This is a genomic window from Candidatus Agathobaculum pullicola (assembly GCF_052117205.1).
GTDB lineage: Bacteria > Bacillota > Clostridia > Oscillospirales > Butyricicoccaceae > Agathobaculum > Agathobaculum pullicola.
Window position 1 is genome coordinate 21,442 of sequence record NZ_JBQKJP010000027.1, and the last position, 16,701, is coordinate 38,142.

Genomic DNA, 16,701 nt, shown 5'->3' on the forward strand with positions numbered 1-16,701 from the left:
TGTTATTGAAAAATACAGCCGTTGATTTGTACAAAAAGCATTCTCGCTTTTTGGTGATAAAATACACACCTCTCACATTTTAGACTATTTTTCCGCTTTTTTGTACTTTTTCTCGCCTGCGACCACGTTAGCGACCGCACCGCATCTTTCGTACTGTATGCAAAAAAGGCGCCTTGCAGGCTGCTGCTCTGCAAGACGCCCTTCGACCGGTCTGAATTCGCTATTGCTGTTCCACCTTAGGTGAATGTTCCCGGATTTCCTTGATTTTCTCGATACCTGCCGCCAAGCACTGCTGTAAGCCCTCCATATCCTCCGCCGACACATTGCGCTCGAGGAACAGCAGCTCAATCGCGTGCGACAGCTGCACCATCACATTGGCCGTTTCCAAGAACTTGGGGAAATTATGCGACTGCATCGCATTGCGGAACTTGCGGATGTCGCGGCTGATGAATTCCACCACTTCGCTCTCGCCCTCAAAATCCCCGTAGGAGATGGGATACGGCTCAACGCGTTGCAAATAATATTTGTCCCGCTTGGACACATTGAATACATACGTCACACAAATCTCATCATCCAACTGGAACTTGGCAATATACATAATCCCGTTGCGCACTTCCTTGATGGAGGTAGCGCCGATCTGACGCAGTGATACATTGATGATATCACCGGAAAAACTGCTCGTTATCATAATATGATTTCCTTCCTTCTTTCCCTGTCACGCATCAATGAAAGCGAATCAGCAGGTAAACAGTAGAAATAGCAACCGAAAGCAGCATCATCGGGAAACCAACCCGCAGATACCGTGCAAAGGTGATCGGATGCCCATGCTTGGCCGAAATGCCGGACAGCACCACGTTAGCCGATGCGCCGATGAGCGTACCATTGCCGCCCAGGCACGCGCCCAGAGACAGCGCCCACCACAGCGCGGAAACATTCATGCCATCCGCCTGCATTGACAGAATCAGCGGAATCATGGTCGCAACGAACGGGATGTTATCCAGGAAAGATGAGAACAGCGCCGATCCCCACAGGATCAACACCATCAGCAGCGTTGTGTTGCCTCCCGTGACCGCAACCAGCGCGCCGCCCAGCGCCGTGATAACGCCGGTCTGTACCATACCGCCGACAACAACAAACAGGCCGGTGAAAAACAGGATGGTCGACCATTCCACACCCAGCACAATTTCCTCTGTGTCCTGCTTACCAATTAACAACATTATTGTAGCACTTGCAAGCGCAATAATGCAAGAGTCCACGCCGAGCGAAGAGTGGAAAACAAAGCCCACCACAACCAGACAAATCATGACCACGCTCTTGACCAGCAGCGAGTGGTCCACAATGGACTTCTTTTCGTCCAGTTGCATGACCGCCGACATCTTATCCGGCTCTACAACCATCTTGCGGCCGTACAGAAGATAAAAGCACAGGCAAACCGCAATCATAATAAAGATAACCGCCAGACCGGTATTGAGCACAAAATCCATAAAACTCAGTCCGGCCTGCGAACCGATCATGATATTCGGAGGGTCACCGATGAGGGTCGCCGTACCGCCGATATTGGAAGCCAGAATCTGCGTAATCAGAAACGGTATGGGGTTCAGCCCCAGAATGCCCGTGATGGCAATGGTCATCGGGCCAACCAGCAGGACTGTGGTCACGTTGTCCAGGAAGGCCGACAGCACTGCCGTAATGATGACAAACAGCAGCATGATTTTCCACGGGTTACCTCCCGCGATCTTTGCGGCCTTGATCGCCACATACTCAAACAACCCGGAGTTGCGCACTACGGCAACAAACAACATCATGCCGATGAGCACGCCGATGGTGTTGAAGTCTATGTAGCCGACCGCATCGTCCACCGTGAGCACATGCAGAAAAACCAGCACCACCGCACCTGCAACCGCCGCTACTGTGCGATGCACTTTTTCCGTCACAATCGCGGCCATGACGATTAAAAAGACCACGACGGAAAGGATTTGCATGGTATTCATTTTCTTTCCCCTTCCCCGCGCCACGCCATACATGCGTGCGCGCCTTCAAATTGTTTTTACGACATATTATACTCCCGGTTTTCGCGGGTTTGCAATGTTCAATTCCCCCTGATTTGCAGGGTCTTGCAACCAAAGTTTTTGTTATTTAGCACGAAATCCCATCCTTTTCTTTACACACTTTTAACAACGTTTTCCGACTTCTGTTTCCCGTCCATTGCAAAGCTCCTCTGTGCACACGACAACGCCCCCGATGCCATTCCAGCGTCGGGGGCGTTGCCCATTTGGGTGTTGTATATAGAAATGGGAAGTGTATGGCATTATTTATGCCTGCGCCTCTGCCGCGGCAGCAGGCCGGAGCGTCAGCTTGTCGTCCTCGGCATCCAGTGTCACATGGTCGCCGGACTGAATCTTGCCTTCCAGCGACTGCTCGGCTACCAGATCCTCGACCTCGTTCGTCACCGCGCGGCGCAGCGGGCGCGCACCGTATACCGGATCGAAGCCGGCCTTGGCAAGATGCTTCTTGGCCGCGTCGGTCCAGTCCATGGTAATGCCCATTTCCTGCATGCGCTCGGCAACCTTGCGCAGCATACCGTCCGCAATCTGGGCGATCTCGTCCTCGCTCAGACGGTTGAACACGATGATGTCATCAATACGGTTGAGGAATTCCGGACGCACCACGGTTTTCAGCTCGCTCAGTACGTCCTCCTTGATTTGCTCGAAGGTACGCTCCGCAGTACCTTCTCCGCCCTCGGCAAAGCCCAGCGACTTACGGGCGTTGCCCGTAATCTTCTGCGCGCCGATGTTGGAGGTCATGATAATGATGGTGTTCTTGAAGTCCACATGGCGACCCTGACCGTCGGTCAGCACGCCGTCCTCAAGGATTTGCAGCAGGATGTTGAACACATCCGGATGCGCCTTTTCAATCTCGTCGAACAGCACAACCGAATACGGATGGCGGCGTACCTTTTCGGACAGCTGACCGCCCTCATCGTAGCCAACATATCCCGGAGGCGAACCGATCATGCGGGAAACCGCATGTTTTTCCATGTATTCCGACATATCAATACGGATCATGGCGTTTTCGTCACCGAACATGGCTTCCGCCAGCGCCTTGGACAGCTCGGTTTTGCCTACGCCGGTCGGGCCAAGGAACAGGAACGAACCAATCGGGCGCTTGGGGTCGCGCAGACCGACACGTCCGCGGCGGATTGCCTTGGCGACCGCGGTAACGGCCTCGTTCTGGCCGATGACACGCTCATGCAGCGTATCCTCAAGGTGCAGCAAGCGCTGACCCTCGTCCTCGGTCATCTGCGCAACCGGGATGCCGGTCCAGCCCGAGATGACGGCCGCAATGTCGTCCTCGGTCACAGCGCCGTGCGCCTTGGTCTGCTGCTCCGACCACTCCTTGCGGCGCGCTTCGAGTGCTTCGCGCTTATTCTTCTCTTCATCGCGCAGCTTCGCAGCGTTCTCGTAGTCCTGCCCCTTGACGGCCTCTTCCTTCTTCGCGGCGATGGCGGTGATTTCGTCCTCCATCTGCTTGAGGTCGGGCGGCGTGGTCAGCGTGGACAGGCGAACGCGTGAGCAGGCTTCGTCGATCACGTCAATCGCCTTATCCGGCAGGAAACGGCCAGTCACATAGCGCACAGACAGCTTGACGGCAGCTTCGATGGCTTCATCCGGAATCTTGATCCGGTGGTGCGCTTCGTAGCGGTCGCGCAGGCCCTTGAGGATTTCGACTGCATCCTCCGGACTCGGCTCGTCGATCTGGACAGGCTGGAAACGGCGCTCAAGTGCCGCGTCCTTTTCGATGTTCTTGCGATATTCATCGAGCGTAGTCGCGCCGATAACTTGCACCTCGCCGCGGGACAGGGCGGGCTTCAAAATGTTTGCAGCGTCTGCCGCTCCCTCAGCAGCGCCCGCGCCCATCAGCATGTGCATCTCGTCAACGAACAGGATGGTATTCTTGTTAGCGGTCAGTTCTTCGATGACCTTCTTGATGCGCTCCTCGAACTCGCCGCGGTACTTGGTGCCCGCGATCATGCCGGTCAGGTCAAGCGACACGACGCGCTTGTCCTTCAGCGTCTCCGGCACATCGCCCGCGACGATCTTCTGCGCGAGTCCTTCGACCACGGCAGTCTTGCCGACGCCGGGGTCGCCGATCAGCGCGGGGTTGTTCTTGGTACGGCGGGACAGAATCTGAATCACACGCTGGATTTCCTTGCTGCGGCCAATAACCGGGTCGAGCTTGCCTTCGCGGGCAGCGGCGGTCAAGTCGCGGCCGAACTGCTCCAGCGCGTCGCCCGACTTGCCGGACGCCCCGGCTGAGCCGGGGCCTTCGCCCTGCTGGACGCCGCCCAATGCTTCGCTGAGCTTCTCAGCCACCATCTGCGGGGTGACTTTGAGGTTTGCCAACGCGGTCAACGCAACATTCTGCCCCTCGTTCAGCAAACCGAGCAACAGATGCTCGGTGCCGACATAGTTTGTTCCCATGTGGGCAGCGGACTGGATAGACAGTTCAATGATACGCTTGGTGCGCGGGGTCATGCCCTGCGGGGCGGTGCTGTCGGGCGTGCCGCGGCCGGACAGCTCTTCAATCTGCTTAACCAGCGCGTCGTCGGTCACGCCGCAGGCAGCCAATGCCTTGGCCGCCGGGCCGCCCTCCTCCCGCAGCAGGCCGAGCAGCAGATGCTCCGAGCCGATATAGCTGTGTCCGAACGATGCGGCGGCTTCCTGCGCCTTGGTCAGTGCCTGCTGTGCACGCTCGGTAAAACGGTTCTGATAAAACATAGGTCAACACTCCTTTCCGAAAGGGAAAAAGTTCAAGTTCGGTTATTCTATCATTAAATCTTTGGCTGCTGCGCGCAACAACTCTGCACGCTTGCAGTCGCGCTCCTGCGGCGTACCGGTCAGCATTGCCGGACGGATGCGCTGTTCGAGTTCATACAGCTTCTGCGGCTCTACGCCCGACAGCAAGCCCATTTGCAGGCCAACCAGCACATCCGAGATGCACTGCACAGCCTCTCCGGTGTCGATCAGGTAAGCCGAGCGCAGCGTACCTGCCGCGCGGTAGATACGGTCGCGCAGACCGGCTTCGTTCTGGCTGCGCACCTGTTCGCGCGTCTTCTTTTCCGCGTCAATGATGGTGGTCGCAGTCTCGACCAGCTTATCGGTCAACTCAGCCGCCGAAGCGCCGAGCGTGACCTGATTGGAAATCTGATAGAAGCCGCCGACCGCCTTGGAACCTTCGCCGTAGGCGCCGCGCACCGCGCAGCCACGACTGCCGGCGTAGCCGGTCATCCGGCCAATCTCACCCGCTGCCGTCAGCATGGGCAGGTGCAGCATTATGGAGGCCCGCAGGCCGGTGCCGACATTGGTCGGGCAGGCGGTCAGGTAGCCCAGCCGCTCATCGTAAGCAAACGGCAGCTCGCCTTCGATCAGCGCCGCGATGCGGTTTGCCGTTTCCAGACACTCCTTCGGGCACAGCCCAGTGCCGATCACCTGTAAGCGCAGGTGGTCTTCCTCGCCCACCATGATGGACACGCCGCCGTCCTTCGAGACAATCAGCCAACCGCCATTCTGCGCCAGCTCGGGCGAAATCAGATGCTCTTCGACCAGCTGTGACGCTTCGGTCGAGCGCGGGATAATCTGTTTTTTCTCAAATTCCGGCCCGACGGTCGGATTATTCTGCAAGGCCGCGAACACTTTGTCCGCGATTTCCTTGTGTTGTGCTTCGGTTAGACGGAAGGGGTAGCCCTTCAGGTTACGGGCAAGCCGCACGCGGCTGGTTGCCGCAAGGCCGGTAAAACCGCCATGAATTTCAAACATGCTCATTTTTGCTCGCCCTCCATTCTGCGAATCTCATCACGCAGGCGTGCGGCCTGCTCATATTCTTCGTTTTCGACTGCGGTTTTCAGCTGTGCCCGCAATGTTTCGATGGGGTCGGCCTTGGGCTGCTCGGCAGCCGGGGCCGCACCGATGTGCTGCGTTGCGCCGTGAATCTTTTCGACATATGGATTCAGGACATCCGAGAATGTGTTGTAGCAATCCGGACAGCCCACACGGCCGGTCCGCCGCAATTCGCTTTCGGTCATACCGCAGGTCGGGCATTTGCGCTCGGTGCCGAGCAGCGTCGCGGTCGGCGCACCCAGCATATCGTTCCACACGCTGCCAAAGCCGCCGCCAAGGAACGAATGGAATGGGTCGCTCCAGAAATGGTTCATCGAGGCGAACGCATTTTCAAACGCGCCGCCAATGTTTTCCTTCTTCGCGCAGTCTTCGCACAGGTGCATTTCGCGCGTTACACCGTTTACGGTTTCCTTATAATACATCGTCGCTTCATTCTTACCGCATTTCTCGCATTTCATAAGTCATTTCTCCTTTCGAGAATCTATCTCAAGTGATTTTGTTACCTATTGTTATGCTGTGGCAATGCCCATCACCGCGCATCGGAAGATCGCGGCGCGCAGACGATCGCGATCGGTTTTGCCCACCTCGGCCAGCGCACCGTCCGAGCATGCCGAAAGCAGAAGCTGCGCTTCCCGCTGCGTCAGCAGCTCCGCCGACAGCAGTGCGCGTGTCAGTCGGGCCGCATCATTTTGCGTGAGCCTGCCGCCGATACCACGGGCCGCTTCCAGCAACGTGCGTTGCTTGTCGTCCATCAGCCGCACAATGCGGATGTATCCGCCGCCGCCGCGCTGACTTTCGACCAGATACCCGTGTTCCGGTGTGAAGCGTGTCTCAATCACATAGTTGATTTGACTTGGCACACACGAAAAACGGTCCGCCAGACTTTTGCGCTGTACCTCAGCCACGCCGCCACCCGACGAAAGCATCTCGCCGATAAAATCGGCTATGACATCCGACATTTTCATGTGAACACCTCCTTCGGTCTCGGTCTCTTTCTGACCTTTCCTGACCTTTGTCTATATTATAGGAGATATCGCAGCAAAACGCAAGAGAATTTTCTGACCATTTCTGACCATTTCCCGGATAAATTTATTGAAAATCCAGTCTTTTCTCTTTTTTTCTAATTCAATCTCTTTTATTTAGCGTTTTTTACTTTTTGACTTTGTTTTGTTTTTTCAAAAGTTAGCCATTGTTAACCCCTGCTTTTTATTGCTTTTTCTCATACTTGTGTTACAATAAATGTGTAAATTCAAATGGAGGTGCAATACCAATGGCATATGTTATTAGCGATGCTTGCATCAGCTGTGGTTCTTGCGCGGGCGAGTGCCCGGTAGGCGCTATTTCTGAGGGCGACGGCAAGTACGAGATCAATCCGGACACTTGCATCGACTGCGGCAGCTGCGCAGGTACCTGCCCGGTAGGCGCTATTTCGCAGGGCTAATTGTTTAGCATAGACGCGAAATACCTAACAAAATCCGGTTCACCGGAACACAACAACGCCTGAAAGCGACTCTGTCGCCTTCAGGCGTTTTGCTTTGTTTGTATTTTCTGCACACATGCGATATATTGATATATGCAAAACGAGCCTGTCCAAATGGACAGGCTCGTTTTTATATGAATTTCAGTGCAAAATCCGATTGTCTCAGGCTTGAACTCACTTGGAAGCCTGTGCAGCCTTGATAGCATCAATCATCATCGGAACAACCTTGAACAGGTCGCCGCAGATGCCGTAGTCGGCTACGTCGAAGATCGGAGCGGAATCAGCCTTGTTGACTGCCACGATGCACTCGGAATCCTGCATGCCGGCCTTGTGCTGGATAGCACCGGAGATGCCCAGCGCAACATACAGCTTCGGATGTACGGTCTTGCCGGTCTGACCTACCTGATGGTCAGCCGTCAGCCAGCCAGCGTCGGTCGCTGCACGGCTGCCGCCAACAACGCCGCCGAACAGGGCAGCCAGCTCTTCCGCCAGCTTGATGCCAGTCTCAACGTCCTTGGAGATGCCGCGGCCAACGGATACAACAACCTCAGCGCCAGTCAGGTCAACCAGTTCCTTGGCTTCCTTGACTACTTCCAGAACCTTGGTCTGCAGATCCGCGTCGGACAGCTGTACGGCAACCTTCTCAACCACAACAGCGTTTGCCTTCGCCTCGTCGTACTCGCCCTTCTTCAGAACGCCCGGACGAACGGTCGCCATCTGCGGACGGAAGCGCGGGCAGATGATGGTCGCCATCAGGTGACCGCCGAATGCCGGACGGGTCATCTTCAGGTTGCGGTCAGCACGGTCGAGCGCGTCGATCTGCGCCTGCGGCAGCGTGGAAGACTCCTGCAGGAACGCAGCGTACTTCTCAACGTCAACGTCCAGATGCGTGCAGTCCGCGGTCAGGCCGGTGTGCAGACGAGCTGCGCAACGCGGGCCGAGGTCACGGCCGATGTTGGTCGCCGCGATCAGCATGATCTCCGGCTTCTTCTCCATAACCACGTCGCAAATCACCTTTGCGTATGCGTCGGTTGTGTAAGTCTCAAGCAGGTCGTCCTCCGCAACCAGAACCTTGTCTGCGCCGTACGCGCCCAGTTCCTTGACCATTGCGTCGCCTACGCCCTTGCCGCCCAGCAGCAGGCCGCATACCTCGCCGCCCATGTCGTCCGCCAGCTTGCGCGCCTCAGAAATCAGCTCCAAAACGGTCGGCTGGAGCTTGCCCTGACGCTGCTCACAGAATACCCATACGCCGGAAAAATCGGCCAGGTTGGTGTTATTGAATTCAGCCATTATAGTTTCTCCTTTCGATCAGATGATGTGCTTCTTGAGAAGCTCAGCTGCGAGCGTTTCGCAGGTGTTCTTGTCAGCACCCTCGAGCATCTTGCCCTGACCCTTCTGCGGGGGCGTAAAGGACTTGAAGATGTTGGTGGGAGAACCCTTCAGGCCGATGGTGGTGGGATCGATCAGCGGATCGTCCTTGAGGGTATTGTAGTCATAGACCGAAACCGGCTTGGAGTAGCAGTCCATAATGCCGCTCAGAGACATGTAACGCGGAACGTTCAGCTCCTTGATGCAGGTCAGCAGGCAGGGGGTCTGCGTCTGGATGGTCATGTAGCCGTCCTCGAGCATACGCTTAACGGTGACGGTGTTGCCTTCCTTCTTGATTTCCGCAGCGTAGGAGATCTGCGGGATTTCGAGCTTCTCCGCGATCTGGGAGCCTACCTGCGCGGTGTCGCCGTCGATTGCCTGACGGCCGCAGAATACGATATCGTCATCCTCAAGGCCAATCTTCTTGACAGCGGCCGCGAGGATCTGAGAAGTTGCAAAGGTATCCGAACCGCCGAACTCACGAGCGGAAACCAGAACCGCCTCGTCCGCGCCCATCGCGAGCAGCTCGCGGAGCATGCCTTCTGCCGGAGCCGGGCCCATGGTCACGACAACGACCTTGCAGCCGGTCTCGTCCTTGAGCTTGAGCGCAGCCTCAACCGCGTTGAGGTCGTCCGGGTTGGTGATGGTTTCCATGGATGCGCGGTTGAGCGTGCCGTCGGGATTGACTGCAACCTTACCGGAGGTATCCGGAACCTGCTTTACACAAACAATTGCCTTCATAGTTCAGTTTTCCTCCTTTACTTAGCGCAGAATCTGACCGGCGATGACCATTCTCTGAACCTGAGAAGTGCCCTCGTAGATCTCGGTGATCTTAGCGTCACGCATCATGCGCTCCATCGGGTACTCACGGATATAACCGTAGCCGCCGTAGATCTGGACACACTTGGTGGTAACGTCCATTGCCACTTCAGAAGCGTACAGCTTTGCCATAGCAGCTTCCTTGGTAAACGGCAGACCCACGTCGTGGTTGAACGCAGCGCGGCGAACGAGCAGACGAGCAGCGTCGATCTGGGTGTACATATCGGCTACCATCCACTGCAGGCCCTGGAACTTGTCCAGCGTCTTGCCGAACTGAACGCGCTCCTTCATGTACTGGATCGCCTTATCCAGCGCGCCCTGCGCGATGCCGAGCGCCTGAGAAGCGATACCGATACGGCCGCCGTCCAGCGTCATCATAGCAATCTTAAAGCCGCCGTTCTCCTTGCCGAGCAGACGGTCAGCCGGCAGATGCACATCTTCAAAAATCAGCTCGGAGGTCTGCGAGCCGCGAATGCCCATCTTGTGCTCGATCTTGCCGATGGAGAAGCCCGGGTCATCCTTGTCCACGATGAACGCGGAAATGCCCTTGTTGCCCTTGCTCTTATCGGTCATCGCGAAAACAACATAAGTATCCGCGCGGCCGCCGCCGGTGATGAACACCTTGGTACCATTGAGGATGTAGGAGCCATCCGGCTGCTTCTCAGCGATGGTCTGCTGTGCAGCGGAGTCAGTGCCCGCGTTGGGCTCGGTCAGGCCGAATGCGCCCACCTTTGCGCCTTCCTTAGGCTCGATGAGCGGGCGGAGCCACTTTTCCTTCTGCTCGGGCGTACCGAACGCGTAGATCGGCCAAGCGCCCAGCGTGCCGTGCGCGGAAATAATCGCACCGGTGGTGCCGCACACGCGGCTAACCTCTTCGATTGCGATAGAGTAGCAAACATAGTTGCCGCCGGAGCCGCCGACTTCCTTGGGGAACTGAATGCCCATCAGGCCATACTTCATCAGCTTCTGGACAGTCTCTTCCGGATAGCGCTCCTGCTCGTCGATCTCGGCTGCGAGCGGCTCTACTTCGTTAAGCGCGAACTCACGGCACATCTTCTGGAACAGTGCTTCTTCTTTTGTAAGCCTAAAATCCATGCCATATACCTCCCAAAAAATATTCGCGGGTGTACAGAAAAACACAGCGCCCGATGCCCATGGGCCGCAGCGCTGCGTTCCAAGCCAACACCCTACTTTGGAGCATGTCTATTTCTATTATATCGTTTGCCGGGAATATGTCAAGGATTTAACACACTTTTGCGTGAGATTTTCGACCCGTTTTTTTCCATTGTAAACCCGTATTTTAAACTCTGTGTGGAATCCGGGAGATTGTTTGCATTATAGTGTATTACACATCCGGTGTCCCACATCGTATCCCAGCGGTTTTTCTCATATTTCCCGCCCCTTCTGCATAAAAAGCAAGGAAGGCCATTATATAAGGAGGAAAAGTCTATGTGTGGAATCGGCGGCTTTGTCGATTATGAACACGACGCGCGCCGCTACGCCGCAGCGGCAAAGCGCATGCAGCGCAGCCTGACGCCGCGCGGTCCGGACGCGGCGGGGGACTATCAGGACGAGGACGCAGTGCTCGTCCATCGGCGCCTTATCGTCATTGACCCGGACGGCGGCTCGCAGCCCATGTGCGCGCCCGACGAAAACACGGTGTTGGTATATAACGGAGAGTTATATAATACAGAAGAAATACGCAAAGACCTGCTCGCACGCGGACACACATTCCGTGGCCATTCGGATACCGAGGTGCTGCTGCACGCCTTCCTTGAATGGGACACAGACGCTTTTGCGCGTCTCAACGGTATTTTCGCGTTCGCCATCTGGCAGAAGAAAGAACGGCGACTCGTGCTGTGCCGCGATCGTCTGGGTGTTAAGCCCCTGTTTGTCGCACACTTGCAGGACGGCATCGTATTTGGTTCAACCGTCGGCGCGGTGCTGTGCCACCCGGCGGTCGAGCCTGAGGTAGACGAGGACGGCCTGCGCGCCGTGCTGCTGCTCGGTCCTGCGCGCCCACCCGCGTCCGGTGTATTCCGGCAGGTCGACTCACTGCTGCCCGGGCATTACGCGGTGCTCACACCCGAGGGCTACGCCGACCGCACCTATTGGAAGCTGGAGGCACATGAGCACACAGACGATCTAGAAACCACGATTGCACGCACACATGAGCTGATCTGCGACGCGGCGCAGCGGCAGCTGGTGTCCGATGTACCGCTTGCTTGTTTTCTGTCGGGCGGGCTGGATTCCTCCATCCTGTCCATGCTGGCTGCCAAGACATACGCCGCCCGCGGCGAAACGCTGCATACTTGGTCGGTTGACTACCGCGACAACGACAAATACTTCACCAAAAACAGCTTTCAGCCCAACAGTGACAACGAATTCATTCAGATGATGGTCGATGCACTCGGCACAAAGCACCATAATGTTGTCATCGAGCCGGACGCCCTATGCGCGGCGCTGCTGCCCGCGACCGACGCGCGCGACCTACCCGGCATGGCGGACGTGGACTCCTCGCTGCTGCTGTTCTGCGCAGCGGTAAAGCAAGGCGGCACGACCGTCTGCCTGTCCGGCGAGTGCGCCGACGAGTTGTTCGGCGGCTACCCATGGTACCACCGGGAGGAAATCCTGTTTGAGGACACCTTCCCGTGGTCGCGCTCGGTTGACCTTCGGCTCGGCCTACTCGCGCCCGGTATCGTGCGGGACGGTGCGGAATTTGTCCGCGAGCACTATCTTGCCACCTGCCGCCGCGCGGAAAAGCTTCCCTCCGACAGCGCAAAAGACGCACGCATGCGCGAAATGTTCGTGCTCAATCTGGACTGGTTTATGGCGACTTTGCTCGACCGCAAGGACCGCATGAGTATGTATTCCGGTTTGGAGGTGCGCGTGCCCTTCTGCGACCATCGCATTGTCGAGTATGCCTACAACATGCCATGGGATTTCAAGGCGCTGGAGGGCCGGGAAAAGGGCATCGTGCGCCGCGCATTTGCGCACGAACTGCCGGAGGAAATCGTCGTGCGCAAAAAAAGCCCCTATCCCAAGACCTTCCACCCGGCCTATACCCGCCTGTGCGCGGACTATGTCCGCCGCATCTTCGAGGACAGCGACTCCATTGCCGCGCATCTCTTTAACCATGCCGCCGTCGAGGCGCTCATGGAAAAGCCGGAAAGTCTGGCCGAGCCGTGGTACGGCCAGCTCATGCGCACCCCACAGATTTTCGCCTATATCATCCAAATCGACCGCTGGCTGCGGCAGTACAAGGTGCGGCTGGTGTGACCGGCTGCCCCAGCCCGCTTGACAAGGAGGTTTTTCCCATGCCCAATCCCACCGAAGATTCCGCCGTGCTGCGCGTGGTTGTCACGACCGCGCTCGGCGCACTGCCGCTGGCTGACGCCTCGGTCACGGTATCGACCGCGGCCGACGAGACCGGCGCGCGCGATCTGCTCTACTCGGTGCGCACGGATGCGGGCGGTATGACGCCGCCCATGACGCTGCCCACCCCGCCGCGTTCCAACTCCATGACGCCGGACGGCGGCCTGCCCTACGCGGTCTATACCGTCGAAGTCGCGCACCCGGGCTACACCCCGGTCACCGCGCTGCATGTGACCATGTTTTCCGGCGTGCCCGCTGTGCTGCCCGTGGCGCTCACGCCGCTGCCGGAAAACCAATCCTCCGCCCAGACCGATCTGACCGCCACGGGCGAGCCACAGGTGCTGTACCACGACCAATCCAATCCCAATGCAGAGGAGTGATTCGCTTTGCCCCAGTCCCCGGTGACCATCCCGGAAACCATCACGGTGCATCTGGGCACGCCCTCATCCGCCGCGCAGAATGTCACCGTCCCATTTGCCGACTACATCAAAAACGTTGCCTCTTCGGAAATCTATCCAACATGGCCCGAGGAGGCCATCCGCGCCAATATTTACGCGCAAATCTCCTATGCGCTCAACCGCGTGTTCACCGAATGGTACCGCGCGCAGGGCTATGATTTCGACATCACCAACTCCACGCGCTTCGACCAATCCTTTGTCCCCGGGCGCGACATTTTCGAGAATATTTCCACCATTGTAGACGATATGTTCAACAGTTACCTCACCCGCGGCAACGCCATCGAGCCGCTGTTCGCCCAGTACTGCAACGGCACGACGGTGACCTGTCCCGGCGGCCTGAGCCAATGGGGAACGGTGCCGCTGGCCGAGCAGGGTATGACTGCGGAGGAAATTGTGCGATATTACTATGGAGACGACATCAACATTGTGCGAAACGCCCCAATTGCGCCCAACCTCGGCGGGTCGTGGCCGGGCGTGACCTTCCGGCTGGGCGATGTGTCCGAGGAGGTACGCACCATACAAAACCGCCTCAACCGTATCTCGACCAACTATCCCAATATCCCGAAAATCTATCCGGTCGACGGCATCTACGACGCGGACACCGAGCGTGCGGTTCGCGCCTTCCAGAAGCAATTCAACCTTGGAGTGGACGGCATCGTCGGCCGCGCGACGTGGTACCGCATCGCGTTTATCTACAACAACGTCAAGCGCCTGAGCGAGCTGGACAGCGAGGGCCTTCTGCTCGAGGAAATCTCTCGCCAGTTCCCCGAAACGCTGCGCGAAGGCGCGACCGGTCCGGGCGTACAGCTACTTCAGTATTTTCTTGCGATTGTGGGCGAGTATTACGACCAGCTGCCGCGCTGGCAGCCCAGCCAGATTGACGGCATCTTCGGTCCGCGCACGCGTGAGGCCGTCGAAGCGTATCAGCGCATGATGGGGCTGACCGTGGACGGTATCGTCGGCCGCAACACATGGAACGCGCTGGTGTCTACCTATCAATCCGTGCTGGCCGTGCAGCCCGATCAGGGCTTTTTGGGCGAGGTCGCCGGTCTGCCGGACATCTTCCTCGTGGAAGGGATGCGCGGCGAAGCGGTGCGCGAGGCACAGGAGCTTATCAACATCATCGCACGCGGCTATCCCGAGGTGCCGTCCGTCGCGGTCGACGGTATATTCGGTCCCGCGACACGAAACGCGGTTTCGGTCATCCAGTCGATATCCGGCCTGCCCGCTACCGGTGCAATCGGCCCGCTGACATGGGAGGAAATGGCCTTGCTTGCGCGTGACGTACTGGTGTCCTCGCAAACCAGCGAAGGACAATACCCGGGCTATCCCGTGGGAGAGGAGGCGACCGCCTGATGTATACCGACAGCCAGCGCAGGACGCATATTTACGATTTGCAGCGGTTTCTGCGCCGCATCCAGCAGGAACAGGGCGCATTGCAGCCGCTCGCACCGGATGGGATTTTCGGTCCGGAAACCGCTGCCGCCGTGCGGGAATTTCAGCGGCGGGGCCGCCTGCCCGTGACAGGTACGGCTAATTTCGACACATGGACGGCCATCTACGCCGCCTATCTTGCCCTGACCGACCTTGACGCACTGCCGGCTGCGGTCAACTTTTTCCCGGCGGGCATGGATAGCAAACTCAAGCGCGGGGACAAAGGCCCCTCGGTCTTTGTGCTCCAACTCATGCTGGGTACGGCTGCGCCGCACTTTGGGAGTGTGCTCCCCGTCCCCCTGACCGGCGAATACGACGCCGACACCGAGGCCGGTGTGCGCCAAGCACAAGGAGTATTCCAGCTGCCGCAGACCGGCGAGACCGACCGTGCCACCTGGGCAGCGCTTGCCCTGTTCCATAACAGTTTTTTCGGCCGCACACCGCTGGCGTGGACGCTGGAATAACAACAAAAAGGACGCCCGAAGGCGTCCTTTTTGTTGTATCATAGCGTTATTCCGCTGTATCTGCGGTTTCGGCAGCCGCGTCATCCGTGGCAGATGCGTCCGATGTCGCGTCCTACGCATTGAGAATCTCCTGCACCTCGGTGGGCAGATAATCGCGCACGTTCTGATAGGTGATTTCATCATATACTTCGGTCGTCTGCACGTCCGCTTCCTCCATCCACTGGGTCAGCAGATCGTCCATCGTGCCGGCTACCGCCGTTGTCAGCACGCTTTTATAGTTCTCCAGTTGGCCTTCGATATCCAGCGGTACGCGCTTGATGATGTGATAGCCGTAAGGCGACTTGATCAGACCGGATACCTCGTCCTCGCCCAGCGCCTTGGCGCCGTCGTAAAACTCAGCGACCATGTCCCCATTGGTAAAGATGTAGCCGTCCGGGTTGCCGGCCAAGCCCGGGTCCTCGCTGTATGCGTTCATCAGCTCGTCATAATCCTCGCCCGCATTGATACGGTCCAGAATCTTCTGCGCCTCGGTCTTAGCCTCCTCATCCGTGCGGATGGTTTCGCCCGTAGTGGAGTCGACGGTCGAAATCAGGATATGCTTGGCGGCGATGTAATTGTCGGCGAAATACTGCCGCAGATCCTCGTCACTCGGCACACTGGCGCCGTTTTCACCGAAATAATACTCATTGAGCGCATTATAGCACAGGCTGATATACATAAAGTTGCTATAGCTCTGGTCCGAGAAGCCGAAGCCGGCGATTTGCTTGACAAAAGCGTCATACCCCATCGAATCAATGGTATCCTGCCGCAGCTGGGTCATCTGCTTTTCCTGTGCGTAGGTCGGCTTGAGGCCCAGTTCTTGAAACTTCTGCAATACCACGCGCGCATAGACCGATTGGTCCTTGGCAGCCTGCGGCATGGAAGAGCCCAGCGTTGCGGCGGCATATTCGTCATTCCACACGTCGCTCATGCCGAACTGCGCATACATATTGGCATAATACGCCATGTTGTACAGCATATAGCCCGCATATTCATCCGCGCACACCTCGTCGCCGTTGACCGTCATCACAACCGGCGCACCACTGTTCAGCGGCTGATACTGAATGGTCATGCTTGCCGTTCCCCAGATGGTACCGCCCATAACCACAACCAGCATCACAACCAGCGCGACGGCGCGCTGCACCATTTTGCTCATATTCTAACTCTCCTTATTGCGTAATCAAAACAGACTTTAATCAGTATAGCACCTTTCAGAAGGCGATACAAGCAAAAACACAAAATCGTCACAATCCGTCTGTAGGAGTACAATACATCTTGGACAGTTGAATAAAAAAGGGATGAAGGATAAGGCCTCATCGGTTAAAGTTGAGTTGCTACACTTAACTTGACGAGAGGGGGCCATATCC

Annotated in this window: 15 protein-coding genes; 5 read left to right on the plus strand and 10 right to left on the minus strand. The window is 57.3% G+C overall.

Annotated elements, in window-relative coordinates:
• Nucleotides 1-220: 220 nt before the first annotated feature.
• From ACTQ3V_RS10120 to ACTQ3V_RS10145, 6 genes are all read right to left on the minus strand, one after another.
• Nucleotides 221-688: a hypothetical protein gene (locus ACTQ3V_RS10120; RefSeq protein ID WP_441467389.1), complete on the minus strand. Its 468-nt coding sequence runs from the start codon at nucleotides 686-688 to the stop codon at nucleotides 221-223.
• A gap of 34 nt (nucleotides 689-722) precedes the next feature.
• Entirely contained in the window at nucleotides 723-1,991 is a 1,269-nt protein-coding gene (locus ACTQ3V_RS10125) for an ArsB/NhaD family transporter (protein ID WP_441467390.1), read from the minus strand.
• A 321-nt stretch (nucleotides 1,992-2,312) separates the two neighbouring features.
• Nucleotides 2,313-4,778, minus strand: coding sequence for an ATP-dependent Clp protease ATP-binding subunit (locus ACTQ3V_RS10130; RefSeq protein ID WP_441467391.1), 2,466 nt, complete (start codon nucleotides 4,776-4,778; stop codon nucleotides 2,313-2,315).
• Nucleotides 4,779-4,820: 42 nt separating this feature from the next.
• Nucleotides 4,821-5,822 carry an ATP--guanido phosphotransferase gene (locus ACTQ3V_RS10135; protein ID WP_441467392.1) on the minus strand — a complete coding sequence of 334 codons (1,002 nt, stop codon included), beginning with the start codon at nucleotides 5,820-5,822 and terminating at the stop codon, nucleotides 4,821-4,823.
• The gene (locus tag ACTQ3V_RS10140; protein ID WP_441467393.1) at nucleotides 5,819-6,355 is read right to left on the minus strand and encodes a UvrB/UvrC motif-containing protein; all 537 of its coding nucleotides are present in this window, start codon (nucleotides 6,353-6,355) and stop codon (nucleotides 5,819-5,821) included. The genes ACTQ3V_RS10135 and ACTQ3V_RS10140 overlap by 4 nt, the downstream gene beginning before the upstream one ends.
• 51 nt (nucleotides 6,356-6,406) lie before the next feature.
• The gene (locus tag ACTQ3V_RS10145) at nucleotides 6,407-6,862 is read right to left on the minus strand and encodes a CtsR family transcriptional regulator (protein ID WP_441467394.1); all 456 of its coding nucleotides are present in this window, start codon (nucleotides 6,860-6,862) and stop codon (nucleotides 6,407-6,409) included.
• A gap of 305 nt (nucleotides 6,863-7,167) precedes the next feature.
• On the opposite strand from ACTQ3V_RS10145, the gene fdxA reads away from it, so the two are divergent.
• Nucleotides 7,168-7,338 carry a 4Fe-4S ferredoxin gene (gene fdxA, locus ACTQ3V_RS10150; RefSeq protein ID WP_441467395.1) on the plus strand — a complete coding sequence of 57 codons (171 nt, stop codon included), beginning with the start codon at nucleotides 7,168-7,170 and terminating at the stop codon, nucleotides 7,336-7,338.
• Nucleotides 7,339-7,551: 213 nt separating this feature from the next.
• On the opposite strand, the gene acrA is transcribed toward fdxA, so the two are convergent.
• Genes acrA through ACTQ3V_RS10165 form a run of 3 tightly spaced genes read right to left on the minus strand, consistent with a single transcriptional unit; the run spans nucleotide 7,552 to nucleotide 10,659 of the window.
• On the minus strand, nucleotides 7,552-8,667 hold the full coding sequence (acrA, locus tag ACTQ3V_RS10155) for an acryloyl-CoA reductase electron transfer subunit beta (protein ID WP_441467396.1): 1,116 nt from the start codon (nucleotides 8,665-8,667) through the stop codon (nucleotides 7,552-7,554).
• A gap of 18 nt (nucleotides 8,668-8,685) precedes the next feature.
• A complete protein-coding gene (acrB, locus tag ACTQ3V_RS10160; protein WP_441467397.1) occupies nucleotides 8,686-9,486 on the minus strand; it encodes an acryloyl-CoA reductase electron transfer subunit gamma in 801 nt (266 codons plus the stop codon).
• A 21-nt stretch (nucleotides 9,487-9,507) separates the two neighbouring features.
• Nucleotides 9,508-10,659, minus strand: a complete 1,152-nt coding sequence (locus ACTQ3V_RS10165) for an acyl-CoA dehydrogenase (protein ID WP_441467398.1) — start codon at nucleotides 10,657-10,659, stop codon at nucleotides 9,508-9,510.
• A gap of 354 nt (nucleotides 10,660-11,013) precedes the next feature.
• Here ACTQ3V_RS10165 and asnB point away from each other — a divergent pair, with 354 nt between their 5' ends.
• The 4 genes from asnB to ACTQ3V_RS10185 are packed head-to-tail and all read left to right on the plus strand — an operon-like array spanning nucleotide 11,014 to nucleotide 15,295.
• Nucleotides 11,014-12,843 carry an asparagine synthase (glutamine-hydrolyzing) gene (gene asnB / locus ACTQ3V_RS10170; protein ID WP_441467399.1) on the plus strand — a complete coding sequence of 610 codons (1,830 nt, stop codon included), beginning with the start codon at nucleotides 11,014-11,016 and terminating at the stop codon, nucleotides 12,841-12,843.
• Nucleotides 12,840-13,319: a carboxypeptidase-like regulatory domain-containing protein gene (locus ACTQ3V_RS10175; RefSeq protein ID WP_441467400.1), complete on the plus strand. Its 480-nt coding sequence runs from the start codon at nucleotides 12,840-12,842 to the stop codon at nucleotides 13,317-13,319. Before asnB ends, ACTQ3V_RS10175 begins: the two co-directional genes overlap by 4 nt.
• A gap of 6 nt (nucleotides 13,320-13,325) precedes the next feature.
• Nucleotides 13,326-14,753 (plus strand): peptidoglycan-binding domain-containing protein, encoded by a 1,428-nt coding sequence (locus ACTQ3V_RS10180; RefSeq protein WP_441467401.1) that lies wholly within the window; start codon nucleotides 13,326-13,328, stop codon nucleotides 14,751-14,753.
• Complete coding sequence (locus ACTQ3V_RS10185) at nucleotides 14,753-15,295, plus strand: peptidoglycan-binding domain-containing protein (RefSeq protein WP_441467402.1); 543 nt, start codon at nucleotides 14,753-14,755, stop codon at nucleotides 15,293-15,295. The genes ACTQ3V_RS10180 and ACTQ3V_RS10185 overlap by 1 nt, the downstream gene beginning before the upstream one ends.
• Before the next feature lie 112 nt (nucleotides 15,296-15,407).
• Here the strand turns inward: ACTQ3V_RS10185 and ACTQ3V_RS10190 are convergent, their stop codons facing one another.
• Nucleotides 15,408-16,490 carry a peptidylprolyl isomerase gene (locus tag ACTQ3V_RS10190; protein ID WP_441467403.1) on the minus strand — a complete coding sequence of 361 codons (1,083 nt, stop codon included), beginning with the start codon at nucleotides 16,488-16,490 and terminating at the stop codon, nucleotides 15,408-15,410.
• Nucleotides 16,491-16,701: the final 211 nt, after the last annotated feature.